17 protein-coding genes are annotated in these 19,049 nt (G+C 65.6%); all 17 read left to right on the top strand.

Translation table 11 applies throughout. From position 1 onward, the window contains the following. Positions 1–139: 139 nt before the first annotated feature. Complete coding sequence (locus tag IWX62_RS13465; protein WP_196841928.1) at positions 140–520, top strand: DUF3040 domain-containing protein; 381 nt, start codon at positions 140–142, stop codon at positions 518–520. A gap of 346 nt (positions 521–866) precedes the next feature. Next, positions 867–1,298 (top strand): division/cell wall cluster transcriptional repressor MraZ, encoded by a 432-nt coding sequence (mraZ, locus tag IWX62_RS13460; protein ID WP_196841984.1) that lies wholly within the window; start codon positions 867–869, stop codon positions 1,296–1,298. A 196-nt stretch (positions 1,299–1,494) separates the two neighbouring features. Beyond that, positions 1,495–2,505: a 16S rRNA (cytosine(1402)-N(4))-methyltransferase RsmH gene (gene rsmH / locus IWX62_RS13455; RefSeq protein ID WP_196841927.1), complete on the top strand. Its 1,011-nt coding sequence runs from the start codon at positions 1,495–1,497 to the stop codon at positions 2,503–2,505. Continuing rightward, positions 2,502–3,125, top strand: coding sequence for a hypothetical protein (locus IWX62_RS13450; RefSeq protein WP_196841926.1), 624 nt, complete (start codon positions 2,502–2,504; stop codon positions 3,123–3,125). Before rsmH ends, IWX62_RS13450 begins: the two co-directional genes overlap by 4 nt. 45 nt (positions 3,126–3,170) lie before the next feature. Then, positions 3,171–4,940, top strand: a complete 1,770-nt coding sequence (locus IWX62_RS13445; protein ID WP_196841925.1) for a peptidoglycan D,D-transpeptidase FtsI family protein — start codon at positions 3,171–3,173, stop codon at positions 4,938–4,940. Between the two features lie 57 nt (positions 4,941–4,997). Beyond that, positions 4,998–6,644 (top strand): UDP-N-acetylmuramoyl-L-alanyl-D-glutamate--2,6-diaminopimelate ligase, encoded by a 1,647-nt coding sequence (locus IWX62_RS13440; RefSeq protein WP_196841983.1) that lies wholly within the window; start codon positions 4,998–5,000, stop codon positions 6,642–6,644. 6 nt (positions 6,645–6,650) lie between these two features. Next, on the top strand, positions 6,651–8,171 hold the full coding sequence (locus tag IWX62_RS13435) for a UDP-N-acetylmuramoyl-tripeptide--D-alanyl-D-alanine ligase (protein WP_196841924.1): 1,521 nt from the start codon (positions 6,651–6,653) through the stop codon (positions 8,169–8,171). Beyond that, positions 8,168–9,271 carry a phospho-N-acetylmuramoyl-pentapeptide-transferase gene (gene mraY / locus IWX62_RS13430; RefSeq protein ID WP_196841923.1) on the top strand — a complete coding sequence of 368 codons (1,104 nt, stop codon included), beginning with the start codon at positions 8,168–8,170 and terminating at the stop codon, positions 9,269–9,271. The genes IWX62_RS13435 and mraY overlap by 4 nt, the downstream gene beginning before the upstream one ends. Further along, positions 9,268–10,818, top strand: a complete 1,551-nt coding sequence (gene murD, locus IWX62_RS13425) for a UDP-N-acetylmuramoyl-L-alanine--D-glutamate ligase (RefSeq protein WP_196841922.1) — start codon at positions 9,268–9,270, stop codon at positions 10,816–10,818. Before mraY ends, murD begins: the two co-directional genes overlap by 4 nt. Next, positions 10,818–12,170, top strand: coding sequence for a putative lipid II flippase FtsW (gene ftsW, locus IWX62_RS13420; protein WP_196841921.1), 1,353 nt, complete (start codon positions 10,818–10,820; stop codon positions 12,168–12,170). Before murD ends, ftsW begins: the two co-directional genes overlap by 1 nt. Further along, positions 12,167–13,276 (top strand): undecaprenyldiphospho-muramoylpentapeptide beta-N-acetylglucosaminyltransferase, encoded by a 1,110-nt coding sequence (murG, locus tag IWX62_RS13415; RefSeq protein WP_196841920.1) that lies wholly within the window; start codon positions 12,167–12,169, stop codon positions 13,274–13,276. Before ftsW ends, murG begins: the two co-directional genes overlap by 4 nt. Then, positions 13,273–14,697 (top strand): UDP-N-acetylmuramate--L-alanine ligase, encoded by a 1,425-nt coding sequence (murC, locus tag IWX62_RS13410; RefSeq protein ID WP_196841919.1) that lies wholly within the window; start codon positions 13,273–13,275, stop codon positions 14,695–14,697. Before murG ends, murC begins: the two co-directional genes overlap by 4 nt. Next, positions 14,694–15,584 (top strand): cell division protein FtsQ/DivIB, encoded by an 891-nt coding sequence (locus IWX62_RS13405; RefSeq protein ID WP_196841918.1) that lies wholly within the window; start codon positions 14,694–14,696, stop codon positions 15,582–15,584. The genes murC and IWX62_RS13405 overlap by 4 nt, the downstream gene beginning before the upstream one ends. A 187-nt stretch (positions 15,585–15,771) precedes the next feature. After that, complete coding sequence (gene ftsZ, locus IWX62_RS13400; RefSeq protein WP_196841917.1) at positions 15,772–16,968, top strand: cell division protein FtsZ; 1,197 nt, start codon at positions 15,772–15,774, stop codon at positions 16,966–16,968. An 11-nt stretch (positions 16,969–16,979) separates the two neighbouring features. Beyond that, entirely contained in the window at positions 16,980–17,693 is a 714-nt protein-coding gene (locus IWX62_RS13395; protein WP_196841916.1) for a polyphenol oxidase family protein, read from the top strand. Next, positions 17,693–18,439 carry a YggS family pyridoxal phosphate-dependent enzyme gene (locus IWX62_RS13390; protein WP_196841915.1) on the top strand — a complete coding sequence of 249 codons (747 nt, stop codon included), beginning with the start codon at positions 17,693–17,695 and terminating at the stop codon, positions 18,437–18,439. Before IWX62_RS13395 ends, IWX62_RS13390 begins: the two co-directional genes overlap by 1 nt. 37 nt (positions 18,440–18,476) lie before the next feature. Further along, positions 18,477–18,995: a cell division protein SepF gene (locus IWX62_RS13385; RefSeq protein WP_196841914.1), complete on the top strand. Its 519-nt coding sequence runs from the start codon at positions 18,477–18,479 to the stop codon at positions 18,993–18,995. Positions 18,996–19,049 lie beyond the last annotated feature (54 nt).

Here is a 19,049-nt window from a genome sequence, read left to right as displayed (position 1 = left end):
ACCAAAGGCGAATCTCAACCAGGAATACCAGTCAATGCGGCCCCCGGACACACCGTAAAACGTGGCGGGGAACCGGATGCGTCAGGTGCTCGTTGGTTGGGGTGAGGGATCAAGAATTATTATCAGCATGGAGGCAGTGATGGCACTCTCGGAACACGAACAGAGGTTGCTTGATCAGCTGGAGCAGCAGCTTCACGCCGACGATCCAAAGTTCGCCAACTCGATGGCATCAAGCACCCAGCGGTCACTGTCAACGCGCCGGATTGTCATTGGCGCCCTGATGGCTGTTGCGGGCATTCTGGTGCTCCTGCTCGGCGTAGCGAACCAGATCATTCTTGTCGGAGTGGCAGGTTTCCTGGTGATGGGCGCAGGCGTGTACTTCGCCACCACCCGGCCCAAGGGGGGCGATTCAGCCCCCATGCCGCGCGGAACAACCAAGGCCGCTCCGGTCAATCGAAGCGGAGGCTTCCTCAGCACTCTCGAGGAAAAGTGGGATGAGCGGAAACGGGATCAGCCCTAGCCCAATCAGCTAGCAGCCTGCCCGGGCCCCTCCACTTTCATCCACAAAGCCCAAAACTTCACCCAAAGCTCAGCTGGATAGACCCGCATCTGCGGGTCTATCGGCATTTAACGGGACATTTCGGGCCCGATCGGAGTATTCCGGGACGCGCTGGTGCCATGAGGCTGTCAGACCCCTCCACTTCGCACCACCCTGTCCCCGCCGCGCCAATACAGGAAACTGCCAGGAAATTGATCTGCCCAGAGGGTCAAAATGGATTGACGGGGGAGGGATGTGGAGTAAAGTGGTGGTTATAAGAGCGTAGTGGTGCCGCGAGGTGCTTTCCGGATCGGATGGGCGGTGGCAGATGTTCCTCGGAACCCATCTGCCGCGTCTTGACGAGAAGGGCAGGCTGATCCTCCCAGCGAAGTTCCGGGAGGAACTGTCCAACGGGTTGGTCCTCACCCGGGGCCAGGAGCGGTGTATCTACGTCTTTAGTCAGCGCGAGTTTGAACAGCTTCACGAACAAATGCGGGCAGCACCGCTGTCATCACGGCAATCCCGTGACTACAGCAGGGTGTTCTTGTCGGGGGCCTCGGATGAGGTGCCGGACAAACAGGGGCGGATCACCATCCCCCAAGCGCTCCGGACCTATGCGGGACTGGACCGGGAACTTGCAGTGATTGGTGCGGGCAGCCGCGCTGAGATCTGGGATGCCTCAGCCTGGAACACCTACCTTGCCGAGAAGGAGAACGTGTTCTCCGAAACGGATGAGGAAGCCCTTCCCGGGTTTTTCTAGCAGCACCACGCACCACCTGAAACACGCACCACAGCAGGACGGCTTCTTGAACGAGATCTCCAGCCGCCCGGCGCCAGTTCCACCTGGATCACCTTCCCCGGACCCAGGCGGGCACAGCGCCTGGTCGGATGGGGATCTGGCTTAAGAAGCGAGTCGCACCACCACACGCCAGCATGACCGAGGAAGGAGCGACTGAATGAGCGACGACCGCCCTACCGGTGAACGCCACGTCCCGGTACTGCGTGAACGCTGCATCTCGCTCCTCGAACCGGCACTTCTCGCCGCTGCCGCCGCGGGCCGCACCCCGGTGGTCGTTGACGCGACGCTGGGCATGGGCGGCCACTCCGAATACCTCCTGGAACGGTTCCCGCAGGCCCATCTGGTTGGCATCGACCGGGATCTGCAGGCCATCGGTCTGGCAGGGGAGCGACTCTCAGCCTTCTCGGGCCGGACCGACCTGGTTCACGCCGTCTACGACGAAATCCCCGAGGTCCTCGCTGACCTGGGAATCGACGCGGTCGATGGCGTGCTTTTCGACCTCGGAGTCTCATCACTCCAGCTGGACGAGCGAGAACGCGGATTCGCCTACTCCTACGACGCGCCCCTGGACATGCGGATGGATACCAGCACAGGACAGACAGCCGCCGACGTTGTCAACGGGTACCCGGAAGCCGAACTCCTCAGAATCATCCGCTCCTGGGGGGAAGAAAAGTTCGCCGGCAGGATTTCCTCGGCGATCGTCTCGGCTCGCCGCGATGCCCCTTTCACCTCAACCGGCCAGCTGGTCGACGTCATCCGTGCAGTGGTCCCCGCAGCCGCAGCACGAACCGGCGGCCACCCCGCCAAGCGGACCTTCCAGGCGCTGCGGATTGAAGTCAACGAAGAGCTCACCGTCCTGGAACGGGCCATCCCGGCCGCCATTGAATCGCTGACTGTCGGCGGCCGGATCGTTGCCATGTCCTACCACTCGCTGGAGGACAAGATCGTCAAGACCGCCTTCACCGCTGGAACGCGGTCCTCTGCTCCCGTCGGCTTCCCCGTGGAGCTCGAGGAGCACAAGCCGTACCTCATGTCACTTACCCGGGGCACCGAAGCCCCGACCGAGCACGAAATCGAAGAAAACCCACGGGCGGCCTCAGCCAAGCTGCGGGCCGTGGAACGAATCAAAAAGGTGTCCCGAAACACCAAAGACAGGAATGCATCATGAGCCAGCAACTCGCTGAATCTTACGAGCCGCTGGCTACCCCCTCGACGGGTGGTGCATCATCCCAGCAGATCAGAACCCCGCTATCGCTCGTGCCAGCCGGACCGGCCCGACGCCGTATCCCCTTCGCCGTGTTCAGCATGATCGCACTCGTCGGCGCGCTGGTCACCGTGCTGATGCTGAACATTTCGGTATCGAGCAGCCAGTATGAGCTCGTAGACCTGCGCAACCAGCAGATTGCCCTGAGCCAGGAAAACCAGGCTCTGACCCAGCAGATGGAAGACTTGCGGGCTCCACAGAATCTTGCCGCCGAGGCCAGGGAACTCGGCATGGTGGCCTCCCCGGGATTCGGATCCATTGATGTAGATTCGATGAAAATCGCAGGAACACCGGAGGCTGCAAAAAAGGGCGGCGAGCCATTGGCACTCATCGCTGCACCCGACGTCTCCACCGCCAGTGCGGTAGCTCCACCCGTGGCCGCTCCGCCGGTCGAAACGCCAGCCGAGGACGCCGCCGCAGCGGAAGCAGAAGTTGAGGAACCCGTCACCCCGGCGGAGCAGCCGCAGGCCATCGAACTCAACGGCGGATCGATCCCAGCACCACAGCAAGGCACCGGCGGGTAACGCACCTGATCAACGATTACCGAAGTGACACCAAAGGATATTGAAGTGGCTACAGCAACTGAGCACGACAAATTCCGGGTGGCTCTCGGTGCCAAACGGCTTCGGGTCGGTCTCGCCTTCGTCCTGATTCTCCTGCTGGTTCTTGGCGTCCGCCTTTTCCAGGTGCAGGCGCTGGACCTCGGCGGCATGGCACAGGCCGGGCTCAACAAACGCCTCGAATCCTTCCCCGTCCAGCCCGTGCGCGGCGACATCCTCGACAGCAACGGCAACTACCTGGCCCGGACCGTGGAGCGCTTCGACGTCGTCGTCGACCAGACCCTCGCCGAGGGTGATACCTTCGCCCGCATCAACGCCGAGGGCGACCGTGAAGAGCTGACCATGGATGAGGGGATCGCTGAACTGTCGGCCATCCTCGGCCAGGATGCAGCCACCCTTGAAGCGTCGATCATCGGCGACAAAAAGTTCGGGTATGTGGCCCGTGAGGTGACCCCCGAGGTCAAGAACGCTGCACTGGCCGTGCGGATGCCCGGCGTCTACGCTGACCCGGTCAGCCTCCGCACCTACCCTTCGGGTCCGGTTGCCGGATCGATTGTCGGCTTCGTCGGGGAGGAGAACGAAGGACTTGAGCTCACCCAGAACGACATACTGACGGGCGAGGCAGGCAGCCGCACCTTCGAAATCGGCGGGGACGGCATCCGCATCCCCTACGCCACCAACGAGGACGTCCCCGCTCAAGACGGGCAGTCAGTGAAACTGACCATAGACCAGGACCTCCAGTGGTTCGCTCAGCAGACTATCGCCTCCCAGGTGGAGGAATACGACGCCCAGTGGGGCAACATCGTGGTGGTTGAAGCGGACACCGGGGGCATCGTTGCCATGGCCGAGTCCACCACCATGGATCCCAACAACCCCGGCGCCACCGAACCCGAATTCCGGAAACCCCTGTCGGTCACCTCGTCCTTCGAACCCGGCTCCACCACCAAGCTGATCACCATGGCCGCAGGGTTGGAGGAGGGCATCATCGAACCGACCAGCGAGTTCCTGCTGCCCAACACCTACACCGTGGGCAACCAGACCTTCAAGGATGCGTTCGAGCATGGCGAAGAGCGGCGCACCGTTGCCGGGATCTTCGCCAAGTCCATGAACACCGGGACAGTCATGGTCGGAGAGCAGCTCAGCAAGCAGCAGCGCTACGACTGGCTGACCAAGTTCGGGATCGGCCAGCCCCTTGACGTCGGCCTGAATGGTGAAACCAGCGGCATCCTCGCCCAGCCCGAGGACTGGGACGATCGGCAGCAGTACACGGTGCTCTTCGGACAGGGCCTGGCGCAGACAGCGCTGCACACGGCGATGGTCTACCAGACCATCGCCAACGACGGCGTCCGGCTGAAGCCCCGCCTGATCGATGCCTATATTGACCCGGACGGCACCGAGCACAAGGTGCCCCAGGACGAGGGCATCGAAGTAGTGTCACCCGACACCTCATCGCAGCTGCAGAAGATGCTCGAAACTGTCACGGTCGAGGGGTCCGGCGCGTCCGGAGCCCTCGACGAGTACCGGGTGGGGTCCAAAACCGGTACCGCCGAGGCGCCCGGCGCTACCGGTGGCTACGACGGATACACCCTTTCCTACGCAGGCATGGCGCCCATGGACGACCCCAAATACGTAGTGGTGGTGACCCTCCAGCGTCCGCAGGGCGATCTGTACTATCTGATCCCAGGGCAGTCCTTCCAGAAGGTCATGGAGCAGGTGCTCAACGCGAAGAACGTTGCACCCTCCACGGGGAAGCCCGAGACCTACCCCATCGAGTACTAACCCGGAGCAGCACACGTGCCAACAATTGAAGATCCTGCAGCGCACCCTGACGCAGGGATGCGCCCCGCTGTAGTGACCCCCCTCCCGCTGCACCGGGTATTTAGTACCCTTCCTGCCGGTTTACCGGCAATCCACCCGGTTCCCGGGTACGACGGCGGCTCCCACACTCAGATGACCGGGATCGCCATTGACTCCCGCATGGTCCGGGCGGGCGACCTCTACATCGCCCTCCCCGGCGCCGGCAAACACGGAGCCTCTTTCACCGCCCGGGCCCTGGCGGCGGGTGCCGTCGCTGTCCTCACCGACGAGGCTGGCCTTGCCCCAGCGGCCGAAGCCGTCTCAGCCGCCGGGTCCACACCACTGTTCAGTGCCGCCCGGCTCAGGGAACTGGTGGGCCCCCTTGCCGCTGCCATCTTCGACAGCCAACCCACCGGGTCCGACCGTCCCACCCTGTTCGGTGTGACGGGCACCAACGGCAAAACCACCACTACCTACTTCATCAACGCGCTGCTCGACGGTCTGGGCAAGAGCACCGGGCTGATGGGCACCATTGAAATTCATGCCGGCGGTCAACCGATCGCCAGCGCACTCACCACCCCCGAGTCACCCCAGGTGCATGGCATCCTGGGCCTGATGCGGGAGCGCGGCATTCAGACGGCCGCCATGGAGGTGTCGTCCCACGCCATCGAGTACCGGCGGGTCGACGGCGTGAAGTTTGACGTGGCAGGGTTCACCAACCTGACCCAGGACCATCTGGACCTCCACGGCACCATGGAGGAGTATTTCGACGTCAAGGCAGAGCTGTTCTCCCGGGAACGGGCGAACAGCGCGGTCATCATCGTCGACGACCCGTGGGGCGTGAAGATGGCCCACGCCGCCGGGGCCGACGTCGTCACCCTCAGCACTCATACCGCCCGGCACGACGACGGCGGGACGACCGGTAGCGGGCGACCAGCCGGCACACCTGACTGGCAGGTTCGCGATGTGGCCCGTCGCGGGCTTGGCCACGCGTTCTCCCTCACCGGACCCGCGGGGGAGAGCCTCAGGCTGCACACCAGCCTGCCGGGTACGTTCAACATTTCCAACGCGGCGCTGGCCACGGTCATGGTGCTCGCCTCGGGGGTACCCGCCGCCGAGGTCCAGGCCGCCGCCGACGCAGCCGACCCCTTCTCGTCAGCAGTGCCCGGACGCATGCAGCTCATCGGTGAGCACCCTGCAGCAATAGTCGATTTTGCCCACAACCCGGACGCGCTGGCCCGCACTCTCGAATCGGTCAAACCCACTGCGCCCGGGGCGCGGTTGATCGTCGTTTTCGGGGCCACCGGCCAGCGGGACCAAACCAAGCGGCCCATCATGGGTGCCACAGCAGCCCGGCTCGCCGACGTGGTGATCGTCACCGACGATGACCCCCATGACGAGGACGAGGCGGAGATCCGGCAGGGGGTACTGGCCGGTGCGCTGGAAGCCCGCGACGCGGGGGCCCTGCCCTGCGAGGTGCTCGAAATCTATCCCCGCGCCGAGGCAATCGACCGCGCCGTCGCCATGGCGTCGCCGTCGGACACGGTCCTGATTGCCGGCCGCGGTCATGAGGTCTGGCAGGAGGTCAAGGGAGTCAACCTGCCCCTGGACGACCGGGTGGAATTGGCCAAGGCGTTGACACGCTACGGATTCTCTGTCCATCCCAGCCACAGGATAGAATCCTAGACCGTCATGATTGAACTAAGCGCAGCCGAAATCGCGGCAATAACCAAGGGCCATTTGACCCCCCCAGCCGCAGCGCGGCAGACCCAGACTGTCAGCTCTGTCACGGTGGATTCCCGCGACGTCCAGGCTGGCGGCCTGTTCGTCGCGAAGCCCGGAGAAACCGCTGACGGGCATCAGTTCGTCCCGCAGGCCTTCCTCAACGGGGCAGTCCTCGCGCTCGTGGAACACCCGGTCGCCGAGACCGGCGCCGACGGCGCGGCGGAGTACCCGGCAGTCGTCGTCGACGACGTGGTGCTGGCCATGGGCCGGCTCGCCGCCGAGGTGGTGCGCCGGCTGCGCGCCCACTCACCGCTGACCGTCATCGGGATCACCGGGTCAGCCGGAAAAACCACCACCAAGGATCTACTGTCAGGCATCCTCTCGGAGCTGGCACCCACTGTCGCTCCGATCGGTTCCTACAACGGCGAGGTCGGCGTTCCGCTGACCGTATTCGGCGCCGACTACACCACGAGGTACCTCATCATCGAGATGGGAGCCACGAAGATCGGTCACATCACCTATCTGGCCGACCTGGTCGCCCCCGATATCGGGGTAGTCCTGGGTGTCGGCAGCGCACACGCAGGAGAATTCGGCGGCGTGGAAAACATCGCCCTGGCCAAATCCGAGCTGCTGCGCGCGTTGCCCGCCACCGGAACGGCCATCATGAACGCCGACGACGCCCGCGTGCTCGCGATGGAACAACGTACCATCGCACAGAAGCTGTACTTCACGTCTGACAACACCCACGTCCCCGCCGGAGGCCCGGTGATCCGGGCTACATCGGTCACTACCACCGCCGAGGGCCACCCGGCCTTCACGCTCACCGTGCCTGGTGATGACGCGGCCTACCCGGTCACCTCACGCCTGATCGGCACCCACCAGATCACCAACCTCCTCGCCGCAGCATCGGTGGCGACAGTCCTCGGCATCCCCGGAGCAGCCACCGCCGCCGCCCTCTCGCGGCTGGAAGCACAGAGCCGGTGGCGCATGGAGCGGACCGAACGCGCTGACGGAGTGACGGTCATCAACGACGCGTACAACGCCAACCCCGAATCGATGCGGGCAGCGCTGCGCACCGTAGCCGAACTCGGCCGGGGCAGGCGCACCTGGGCCGTACTCGGCGAGATGCTCGAACTCGGCGAGGATTCCATCGCCGAGCACGACGCCGTCGGGCGGGTCGTGGTCCGCCTCAACATTTCCAAGCTCCTCGTCGTCGGAATGGGGGCGCGTGCCCTCTACAACGGCGCCGTCCTCGAAGGGTCCTGGGGAGACGAGGTGCTCTTCGCCGATGACCTTGCAGCAGCCGAGCAGATGCTCACCGCGGCGCTGCAACCCGGCGACCTGGTGTTGTTCAAATCCTCCAACGGGGTCGGGCTTCGATTCCTGGGTGATCGGATAGCATTGTCATCGACCGAAGCACCGTCCACCGCCACGCCTGGAACATCAGTGCCCGGCTCAACTGAACTCCAAGGGGAGCCACAGCTGTGATTGCACTACTGATCGGCTCAGCTATGGGGCTGGTGCTGGCACTCGTGGGCACCCCCCTGTTCATCAAACTGCTGGTGAACCGCGGCTACGGCCAGTTCATCCGCGACGACGGACCCACCGCACACCACACCAAGCGCGGTACCCCCACCATGGGTGGCGCCGTCATCGTGGGCTCGGTCCTGATCGCCTACTTCGTCACCCACCTCCTCATGGTCTGGGCCGGGGTGTCGACCGGCCCCTCGGCCTCGGGACTCCTCCTGCTCCTCCTCATGGTGGGCATGGGAATCGTCGGATTCTTCGACGACTACATCAAGATTTCCAAACAGCGCAGCCTCGGCCTCAGCGCGCCGGCGAAGATCGCCGGACAGACCCTGGTCGGCATCATCTTCGCCGTCCTGGCCCTCGGGTTTCCCAACGAGGACGGCAGGACGCCGGCCTCCACCGCCATCTCCTTCCTCCGCGACACCTCAATCGACCTGGCATTCGCGGGCACCATCGTCGGTGCAGTGCTGTTTGTCATCTGGTCCAACCTCATCATCACCGCGGCCAGCAACGGGGTGAACCTCGCGGACGGCCTCGACGGTCTGGCAGCCGGAGCATCAGTCCTGGTGTTTGGCGCCTACATGCTGATGGGAATCTGGCAGTCCAACCAGAGCTGCGCCCTTGACGACGTCGCCCGCAGCGTCTGCTACACCGTCCGTGATCCCCTCGACCTGGCCCTCATCGCGGGAACCATGTGCGGTGCCCTCGTCGGTTTCCTCTGGTGGAACACCTCGCCGGCGAAGATCTTCATGGGCGACACCGGTTCGCTCGCCATCGGCGGTGCGATCGCCGGCTTCGCCATCCTGTCCCGCACCCAGCTCCTGCTGGTCATCCTCGCCGGGCTGTTCGTCATGATCACCCTCTCCGTGATCATCCAGGTCGGCTACTTCAAACTGTCCGGCGGTAAACGCGTCTTCAAGATGGCGCCCCTGCAACACCACTTCGAGCTCAAGGGCTGGCAGGAAGTCACCGTGGTGGTCAGGTTCTGGATCCTCGCCGGCCTGTTCGTGGCAACCGCCCTCGGCATCTTCTACGCCGAGTGGGTGGTGCTGATATGACCGGCGCCCCCGATCTCGATTCACTGATCACCTGGGACAGCGACTGGCACGGCCTCCGCGTGGCCGTCACCGGCGTCGGGCTCTCCGGGTTCTCGGTCGCCGACACCCTCATCGAGCTCGGCGCCCGCGTCGTCGTCATCGACGGTTCCGACACAGCAGAAAACCGGGCCAAAGCGGACACCCTGTCCATCGTCGGTGCGGTGGACGTCCTGCTGGGCCCCGACCAGGCGACGGCCCTTCCGCTGATCGACGGCGACCTTCCGGACCTCGTGGTGACGTCGCCGGGTTGGACCCCCCAGCAGCCGCTGCTCCGTGCAGCCGCCGACGCCGGCATCCCTGTCTGGGGGGACGTCGAACTGGCCTGGCGGGTCAGGATCCGCGAGGGCCGCCCCACCGCCGAATGGCTGACCATCACCGGGACCAACGGGAAAACCACCACCGTCTCCCTCGTGGAATCGATGCTCCTCGCCGCAGGCCTTCGTGCCGTCGCGGCAGGCAACATCGGCACTCCGATCCTGGACGCCATCCGGGACCCCCAGGGCTACGATTTTATCGCCGTTGAACTGTCCAGCTTCCAGCTGCACTGGACCGGCTCCATCTCACCCCTGGCCAGCGTGTGCCTCAACGTCGCCGAGGATCACGTTGACTGGCACGGCGGCTTCGATCAGTACACCGCCGACAAGGCAAAAATCTACGCCAACACCAAAGTCGCTTGCATCTACAACGCCGAACAGCCCGCCACCGAGCGGATGGTCGAGGAGGCCGACGTCGTCGAAGGTTGCCGTGCCATCGGCTTCACGACCTCGACGCCCGCCGTCAGCATGGTGGGCGTCGTCGACGACCTGCTCGTTGACCGCGCGTTCATCGAGCAGCGCAAGGACTCAGCGGTCGAGCTCGCCGCTATCAGGGAGTTGGGCGAACTGGTTCCCCGCCACCTGGTGGCAAACGCCCTGGCCGCCGCCGCGCTGGTCCGGGCCGCCGGCGTCGAACCGGCAGCCATCCGCACCGGGATCAGGAACTACCAGCCCACCGACCATCGCATCCAGCTGGTGTCTTCCCAGGACGGCGTCCTCTGGATCAATGACTCCAAGGCCACCAATCCGCACGCCGCCGCAGCCTCACTGTCGGCCTTCCACTCGGTCATCTGGATCGCCGGAGGCCTGTCCAAGGGCGTCAACTATGACGAGCTGGTCCAGACGCACGCGAAACGGCTCAAGGCCGTGGTGCTGATCGGTGCCGACAGTTCGGACCTGATGGCGTCATTGCGCCGACACGCTCCGGATGTTCCGCTGATCGAAGCGGGCACGGGGGAGACTGGGGACGTGACGTTGTCCGACGAGACCACCACCGCGCCCCTGGGCGAACGGGTGATGGAATCGGCGGTAAGGGAATCAGTGCGGCTGGCCGGCGACGGCGACACCGTGCTGATGGCTCCGGCGGCAGCATCCATGGATCAGTTTTCCTCCTATGCTCACCGAGGCGAAGCCTTTATCGAGGCAGTCCGCGTGATCGTGGAAGGGCAGGCGAAGACCGCAAAGGAGTTCTAATGGTCACCACGCCCACCCGGCCAGTCCGCCGGAAGCCGGTGATGCGTCAGCATTCCCGGACCGGCACCCCACTCGCCGCAGTACCCCGCACCCCCGGCAAGGCCTCGACCGGCCCCGCGGGGAAAGACCCGGCACGGAAAGGTCCACTCGCCCGCTTCGGGCAGTTCTGGACGTACCTGGAGGGCAGCGACAAGCAGGCCAGCGGCGCCAGCTATTACATGATCCTCGGGTCAGCCCTGGCTCTCACCGCCATTGGCCTCATGATGGTGCTCTCAGCGTCCTCGGTGGAGGCGATCGCTGAAGGCACCAGCGAGTTCGAGTTGTTCCTGCGCCAGGCCATCTGGGCCGCTGGCGGGCTGGTACTGATGCTCCTGCTGTCCCGCTTCGGCGCCCGCGCCTACCGGCTCCTGGCATGGCCGGTGTTGGGGATAGCAATTGTCCTGCTGGTGCTGGTCCTCGCCATCGGCGTGAACATCAACGGCAACCAGAACTGGATCCAGATCGGCGGCTTCACCATGCAGCCGTCCGAGCCGGCGAAGCTCGCCCTGGCCATCTGGCTGGCCAGCGTCCTGGCTCGCAAGGGCAGGCTGGTCCGGAACTGGAAACACGCCATGATTCCTGCCCTCCCGCTCGGCGGCCTTCCCATCGGGCTGGTCCTGCTCGGCGGGGACCTGGGCACCGTCATCATCCTGATGATGATCCTCGCGGCGGCCCTCTTCTTTGCTGGCGCCCCCATGAAGATGTTCACGATCGCTGGCATTGCCGGGCTCGCCGGAGCACTGGTCATGGTGCTCGTCAGCGGTAACCGCAGCGACAGGATCAGCGCCTGGCTGCGGATCAACTGTGACGACGGCCGTGACCTCTGCCTGCAGTCCGACAACGGACTGTTCGCCCTCGCCTCCGGCGGCTGGTGGGGGGTTGGTATCGGACAGAGCCGGCAAAAGTGGAACTGGATCCCCGAAGCCCACAATGACTTCATCTTCGCCATCATCGGCGAGGAATTCGGGCTGATCGGAACCCTCGTCGTCGTCGCCCTCTTTGGCATCCTCGCCGTCGCCACCATCCGGGCGGCCCGACGCTACACTGACCCGTTTGTGCGGATCCTCCTGGGATCCATCCTGGTGTGGCTGATCGGTCAGGCCTTCGTCAACATTGGCATGGTGACCGGAGTCCTTCCCGTCATCGGAGTCCCGCTGCCCTTTATCTCCTACGGCGGGTCGGCGTTGACCTTCACCCTCGCCGCCGTCGGGGTGTTGCTGGCCTTCGCCCGCAAAATGCCTCCCGCACCGGTGTCCGATGACGATGCCCCCGCAGACACCCGTTCCACAGAAAGCGAACCAGCAACCCGATGAGCACAACCCCCCTTTCAGTGGTCCTGGCCGGCGGCGGAACCGCCGGCCACATCAGCCCACTGCTGGCGATAGCCAACGCACTGACGGAGACCGAACCCGGGATCCGTCAGGTGGTGGTGGGCACGTCCGCCGGAATGGAGACCCGGCTGGTCCCTGCCGCCGGCTACCCGCTGGAAATTATCGACCGGGTCCCGATGCCACGCCGCCCGTCGGTGGACCTGGTGAAACTGCCCATCCGCCTGATCCGGGCAGTCCGGCAGGCAGCAGCCGTCCTGGACCGCGCCGATGCCGACGTCGTGGTCGGCGTCGGGGGCTACGTCTCCACCCCCCTGTACCTGGCAGCGTGGCGGCGGAAGACCCCCGTCGTGATCCACGAGGCCAACGCCCACCCGGGCCTGGCCAACCGCCTGGGCTCCCGCATCGCCGCCACTGTGGCGGTGGCGTTCAAGGGCACCGGTCTGCCTCGCGCACAGGTGGTCGGCATGCCCATGCGGCGCAGCATCTCCACCCTCCACCGTGCCGGGGCACGAACCGCTGCGCGGGCCGCCCTGGGTCTGAATAGCACCCAGCCAGCGCTCATTGTGACCGGCGGATCATCCGGCGCCGTCAGCATCAACCGGGCCGTGGCGGCGGCAGCACCGCTGCTTGCCGCCGAGGGCATCCAGCTGCTGCACATCACCGGGGGCGGCAAAGCCGTCACCGGCGCCGACGGTCAGCCGCTGCGCGCCGAGGGCTACCGCCAGATCGAGTACGTCGATGACATGGAGACCGTCTACGCGGCAGCCGATCTCCTCCTCGCCCGTGCCGGCGCCGCAACCGTCTGCGAGGTCAGCGCCGTCGGTCTCCCCGCCGTCTTCGTGCCGCTGCCCCACGGCAACGGTGAACAACGCCGCAACGCCGCCGACCTGATCACGGCCGGCGGTGCCCTTTTGGTGGAGGACGCGTCGCTCACCGCGGGCTGGCTGACCGACCACGTGTTCCCGCTCCTGAAAAACTCCGCGGCCCTCAACGCCATGGCTGCCGCAAGCGCCGCCCTCGGTGTGCGGGACGCCGACGTCCAGATGGCCCGGCTTGTTGTTGCTGCGGGACGGGGAGCACAGTCATGACCCAGTCCACCACCCTGACGCCTGCCAGCCTCGGCCACGTCCACTTCATTGGCCTCGGCGGAGCCGGCATGTCAGCCGTCGCCCGGGTGCTCCTCGGCCAGGGCGTCCCGGTCTCCGGGTCCGACGCCGCCGATTCGCTTAACCTCCGAGCCCTCGGCAGCCTTGGTGCGCGCACCGACGTCGGGCACCGAGCCGAAAACGTTGACGGCGCCGACACCGTGGTCATCTCAACCGCGATCAGGGCAACCAACCCCGAGCTCGCCGCCGCCCAGGACAAGGGGCTCCGCATCCTGCACCGCTCCCAGGCACTGGCTGTCGCCATGACCGGGCGGGAAGTCGTGGCGGTCGCCGGCACCCACGGCAAAACCACCACCACCGCCATGATCACCGTCATGCTGCAGGCCGCGGGCCTGGACCCCTCGTTCGCCATCGGCGGCGACGTGGCTGCGCTGGGCGTGAACGCCGCCTGGGCGGAAGGCAGCGTGTTCGTCGCCGAAGCCGACGAGTCCGACGGGTCCTTCCTCAACTACTCACCCCGCATCGCTGTGGTCACCAACGTCGAGGCGGACCACCTTGACCACTACGGCACTGCCGCCGCCGTCCACGCCGTGTTCGACCGGTTCGCCGCCCTGCTGCACGTCGACGACGGCGTCCTGGTCACCTGCCGCGACGACGACGGCGCCGCTGCCCTCGCCGGACGCGTCGCCGACACCCGCCGGGTCAGGACCTACGGCTACTCGCCGTTCGCTGATGTGCGGATCGGAGCGACGGTTTCCGACGGCAGCTCCTCGACGAGCATGCTGTCCTTCTCGGTGGACGGGCTGGAGAGCGAGCAGGAACTCCGGCTCGGCGTGCCGGGCGACCACAACGTCAGGAACGCTACCGCTGCTTTCGCCGTGGCACTGGAGCTGGGCGTCGACCCTGCCGCCGCGGCCGCGGGGCTGGCCACGTTCTCCGGTGCCGCGCGCCGGTTTGAGGCGCGCGGTGAAGGTAGGGGAGTGCGGGTCTTCGACGACTACGCCCACCACCCCACCGAGGTGACAGCGGCACTGCAGGCGGCACGCGCCGTCGCCGCCGGACACTGTGTCCACGTCCTGTTCCAGCCGCACCTGTTTTCGCGGACCAAAGAGTTCGCCGTGGAGTTTGCCACGGCCCTGAGCCTGGCCGACTCCGCCACGGTGCTGGACATCTACGCGGCACGGGAAGACCCTACACCGGCTGTCACCAGCCGGCTGATCACTGACCGGCTCACCGTGCCGGGCGGCTACATCGCCGACCCGGCCGCGGCCGTCAGGGCGGTCGCGGATCGCGCCGCGGCGGGGGACATCATTCTCACCGTCGGCGCCGGCGACGTCACCCAGTACGGCGCCGACCTGGTCAAAGCTCTGTCAGCGTCGGCGCCCGGACCCTCCCGTCCATGAGCCGTCGCAAACCCGGCAGGCCCGGAACCACGTCCCAGCCGCGGAGCACATCCCAGGCGGGCGCCACCCCCGACCCCGTCAGTGTGCCCCGGATCACTAGCAGCAAAGTCTCGATGCTCGACATCCCGGACGATCCGTGGCTGCCGCGGACCCAGGACGAACCGGACAGCTCAGTCGTGGCATTCCCTCAGTCGCCCAGGAAACGGCGACGTCGGAACCTCATCCTGGGGCTCGTCTTCCTGGTGCTGCTGATGGCTGGACTGCTGGCCTACCTGATTTTCTCCCCGGTACTCGCGCTGCGCAGTGTTGCCATCAGCGGCAACACCCTCGTGACGTCCGAGGAAGCCGTAGCGGCCCTGAATCCGTTGCTGGGTGAACCGCTGCCTCAGATCGCTGACGAGGAAGTGGAACGTCTGCTTGAGGGGTTCGCTCCGATCGAGAGCGTCACCGTCGCGGCGGTTCCACCCTCGGGGCTGGCGGTCACCATTCGTGAACGGGTGCCGGTGGCGATCCTGCAGAATGACGGGCAGTTCGTCCTCATCGATGCTGAGGGCCGTCAGTTGGCATCCGTCAAGGACCGCGACGCCGTGCAGCTACCCCTGATCGATGGGGGGACCGAGGCGGTGAACAGTGAAGTGTTTTCCTCCATTGCCACGGTGCTCGCCGCCCTGCCGGAGAGCATCCTGAACCAGCTGGGTCATGCCTCAGCGGAATCAGTGGATTCGGTGGAACTGTCGCTCACCACCGACCAGACCATCTTCTGGGGGAGCGCCGAGGAGAATCAGGCCAAGGCGCTGGTTCTCGAAGCGCTACTTGCCGCCCCACCGACCGATCCGCCGGCCAAGGAATTCGACATCAGTACGCCGACGAGTCCGGTCACCCGCTAAAGAATTCTCCGACACGCGGGTTCGGTCATTGCAGATGAGAGCGCCTGCCCATAGCGTCTTGAATAGAAGTTACTTGACATAACATTGACTTTCAAGTTGAGAGTTAACGTTGATCAACGTGAAGGCTGGGTACAGATCCAGCCGGATCAAGCCCCACACAGCGCATTCGAACAAGGGACACAGGACCGTGGCAGCACCGCAGAATTACTTGGCCGTCATCAAGGTAGTAGGCATCGGCGGCGGTGGCGTGAACGCCGTCAACCGCATGATCGAGGTGGGTTTGCGTGGCGTTGAATTCATCGCCATCAACACCGACGCGCAGGCCCTGCTGATGAGCGATGCCGACGTGAAGCTCGACGTTGGCCGGGAACTGACCCGTGGCCTCGGCGCCGGCGCAGACCCAGAGGTTGGACGCCGAGCGGCCGAAGACCACGCCGAAGAAATTGAAGAGGTGCTGCGCGGAGCAGACATGGTCTTCGTCACCGCCGGCGAGGGCGGCGGCACCGGAACTGGTGGCGCACCCGTCGTCGCCCGCATCGCGCGGTCACTTGGCGCCCTGACCATTGGTGTGGTCACCCGGCCGTTCACCTTCGAGGGCCGCCGTCGGTCCAACCAGGCCGAGACGGGTATCGATACCCTCCGCGACGAGGTGGACACCCTGATCGTCATCCCGAACGACAGGCTGCTCTCCATCAGCGACCGCAACGTGTCGATGCTTGACGCCTTCCGGTCGGCCGACCAGGTGCTGCTCTCCGGCGTGCAGGGCATCACCGACCTGATCACCACCCCGGGCCTGATCAACCTCGACTTCGCCGATGTGAAGTCGGTCATGCAGGGTGCAGGCTCGGCCCTGATGGGTATCGGCTCCGCCCGCGGCGAGGATCGCGCGGTCAAGGCCGCCGAACTGGCCATCGCCTCGCCACTCCTCGAAGCATCCATTGATGGTGCGCATGGCGTGCTCCTGTCCATTCAGGGTGGATCCGACCTGGGGCTGTTCGAAATCAACGAGGCAGCCCGCCTGGTGCAGGAAGTGGCTCACCCCGAAGCGAACATCATCTTCGGTGCAGTCATCGACGACGCCCTCGGCGACGAGGCTCGCGTTACAGTCATCGCAGCAGGTTTCGATCAGGTTGATGCCACCTCGCAGCCCAACTCACAGCTGGCCAAGCCGGTCTCGGCGCCGTCCGTCGGCGCGAGCGTCCCGGTGGCAGCCGCGGCAGTCCCCGCCTCGGCGGGGCTCGGCGCCTGGTCGCAGCGGTCCCAGCAGTCGGGTAACAACGTGCCAGCGGATTCAGGGTTCGACGTCGATCTGCCAGCCGTGGTGGAGCCGGACTTCTCCTCCAGCCGCTCGGACGAACTCGACGTTCCGGACTTCCTGAAGTAACCATCGACGCCGTGTTCTTCTGGCGACAGGAAATCTCTCCTGGCCGCTGGGTGGCTTTCACCAGCACCGGGGCGGGCAATCTCGCACAACATGTGGGGGATGAGCCTGCCTCGGTGCTTCGTCGTCGGCGTGCTCTGGAGGCCGCGATGGGTGTCCCCGGCGGGTCCCTTCGCTTCATGAACCAAACCCACTCGGCTGACGCAGTGCTGGCGGGCCCCGGTCCGATCAGCGAGGTGGCCGGGGCGGACGCGCAGGTCTGCCCCGATGGGTCGGTAGCCCTGGCGGTCATGGTGGCGGATTGCGTCCCCGTGGTGCTGTCGGCCGGGCCTGGCCCGGGCGGGGCGAGTGCGGTGATCCATGCTGGACGCCAGGGCGTCCTCACCGGTGTGGTGGCGAACACTGTTGGCCTGATGCGCCGGGGTGGCGCGCAGGACCTGATGGCCTGGATCGGCCCAGCCATCTGCGGGCAATGCTACGAAGTGCCTCAGGACATGCGGCGCGAGGTGACAGCAGCCGTCCCGGCGGCGTGGGCAACCACCCGGTGGGGGACACCTGGCCTCGATCTACCCGGTGCCGTCCGAAACCAGCTCACCACCCTCGGGGTGGAAGTACGCGCAGTCGCCGATGATCCCTCGACCCTGTGTACCCTCGACAACGAATCCCTGTACTCCCACCGCCGCAGCCCAGCGGCCGGCCGGTTCGCGGGGCTGATATGGACCACCTGATGCAGTCGCCGCGCGCCGCGGAACTCGCCGAACGTCTCTCTGCCGTGCACCGTCGGATCGATCGGGCTGTGTCCGACGCAGGCCGTGCCGACAGGCCCGAGTTGATCGTGGTCACCAAATATTTCCCTGCCGACGATGTCCGGATCCTCGCCGGGCTGGGCGTCACCACCATGGGAGAGAGCCGCGACCAGGAGGCCGCCGCCAAAGCCCTGGAGCTTGAGGAGCTTGGCCTGCGGTGGCACTTCATTGGCCAACTCCAAACCAACAAGGCGCGGTCCGTGGCGCGCTACGCGGAGGCAGTCCACTCGGTGGACCGGGCGTCGCTGGTCCGCGCCCTCGGCAAGGCGGTGGCCACCGAACGGGCTGGGAGCGACCATGAGCCTGCCCGCGACCTGTCCTGCTTCATCCAGGTGGACCTGGCGACCGCGGACGGCGGCGCGGCGAACATCAGCGGACACCAACGCGGCGGCGCGGCCCCGGCCGACGTCGTCGCCCTCGGACGCCTGATCGACGGCACCGACGGCCTCGCGCTGGCTGGAGTGATGGCTGTGGCACCCCTGGGTAGCGACCCGGCGGAAGCTTTCGGGCGGCTGGCACACATCTCGACCGCACTGCAAGCTGAATTCCCTGCCGCGTCGGGGATCTCCGCCGGAATGAGCGGCGACCTTGAAGCGGCGGTCGCGGCGGGCGCGACACACCTCAGAATAGGGTCGCAGGTCCTCGGTGATCGCCCGCCCTTGCGGTAGCGTCTGGACTATACCCAATGACACGACAGGAGCTACCATGGCTGGCGCACTGCGCAAGACAATGATCTATCTTGGGCTCGCCGACGGTGATGAGCACTACGAGTCCGAGCAAAAGAATTCATCAGGCAGGAACGAGGATCACTCAGTGGATTACGATCGTGACGACCGGCACGCTGACGTCCCTCAGTCGGCCAGGCTCGCGCCGGTGGACGAGTACCGGGCCCCAGTGACTCCGATCAAGCGGGCACAGTCCTCACGCGAGGATTCGGCAGCACTGCGCCAGATCACCACGGTGCACCCACGGTCCTACAACGATGCAAAGCTCATCGGAGAAAGCTTCAGGGACGGCATCCCCGTCATCATGAACGTCACCGATATGGGCGAATCCGATGCCAAGCGTCTGGTCGACTTTTCCGCCGGACTGGTCTTTGGTCTGCACGGCAGCATCGAGCGGGTCACCAACAAAGTATTCCTCCTGTCGCCCTCCTACATCGAGGTACTGGGAGAAGACCAGAAGGCCAGCGAGGCGCAGGCTAGTTTCTTCAATCAAAGCTAGCGTGGTTAACTGGTTCACGAGTTCCTCTCGAAGTATCGTTTTTAGGACTGTGAC

This window comes from Arthrobacter sp. CAN_A1 (genome assembly GCF_015751665.1).
Lineage (GTDB): Bacteria > Actinomycetota > Actinomycetes > Actinomycetales > Micrococcaceae > Arthrobacter_D.
This window is presented reverse-complemented; position numbering and strand designations above follow the sequence as displayed.

Excerpts from the sequence above, each read along its gene's own strand:
- IWX62_RS13435 (WP_196841924.1), top strand. The coding sequence starts at position 6,651 with ATGATTGAACTAAGCGCAGCCGAAATCGCGGCAATAACCAAGGGCCAT.
- murD (WP_196841922.1), top strand. The coding sequence starts at position 9,268 with ATGACCGGCGCCCCCGATCTCGATTCACTGATCACCTGGGACAGCGAC.
- IWX62_RS13385 (WP_196841914.1), top strand. The coding sequence starts at position 18,477 with ATGGCTGGCGCACTGCGCAAGACAATGATCTATCTTGGGCTCGCCGAC.
- ftsW (WP_196841921.1), top strand. The coding sequence starts at position 10,818 with ATGGTCACCACGCCCACCCGGCCAGTCCGCCGGAAGCCGGTGATGCGT.
- murC (WP_196841919.1), top strand. The coding sequence starts at position 13,273 with ATGACCCAGTCCACCACCCTGACGCCTGCCAGCCTCGGCCACGTCCAC.
- IWX62_RS13405 (WP_196841918.1), top strand. The coding sequence starts at position 14,694 with ATGAGCCGTCGCAAACCCGGCAGGCCCGGAACCACGTCCCAGCCGCGG.
- murG (WP_196841920.1), top strand. The coding sequence starts at position 12,167 with ATGAGCACAACCCCCCTTTCAGTGGTCCTGGCCGGCGGCGGAACCGCC.
- IWX62_RS13390 (WP_196841915.1), top strand. The coding sequence starts at position 17,693 with ATGCAGTCGCCGCGCGCCGCGGAACTCGCCGAACGTCTCTCTGCCGTG.
- IWX62_RS13440 (WP_196841983.1), top strand. The coding sequence starts at position 4,998 with ATGCGCCCCGCTGTAGTGACCCCCCTCCCGCTGCACCGGGTATTTAGT.
- IWX62_RS13465 (WP_196841928.1), top strand. The coding sequence starts at position 140 with ATGGCACTCTCGGAACACGAACAGAGGTTGCTTGATCAGCTGGAGCAG.
- mraZ (WP_196841984.1), top strand. The coding sequence starts at position 867 with ATGTTCCTCGGAACCCATCTGCCGCGTCTTGACGAGAAGGGCAGGCTG.
- IWX62_RS13450 (WP_196841926.1), top strand. The coding sequence starts at position 2,502 with ATGAGCCAGCAACTCGCTGAATCTTACGAGCCGCTGGCTACCCCCTCG.
- rsmH (WP_196841927.1), top strand. The coding sequence starts at position 1,495 with ATGAGCGACGACCGCCCTACCGGTGAACGCCACGTCCCGGTACTGCGT.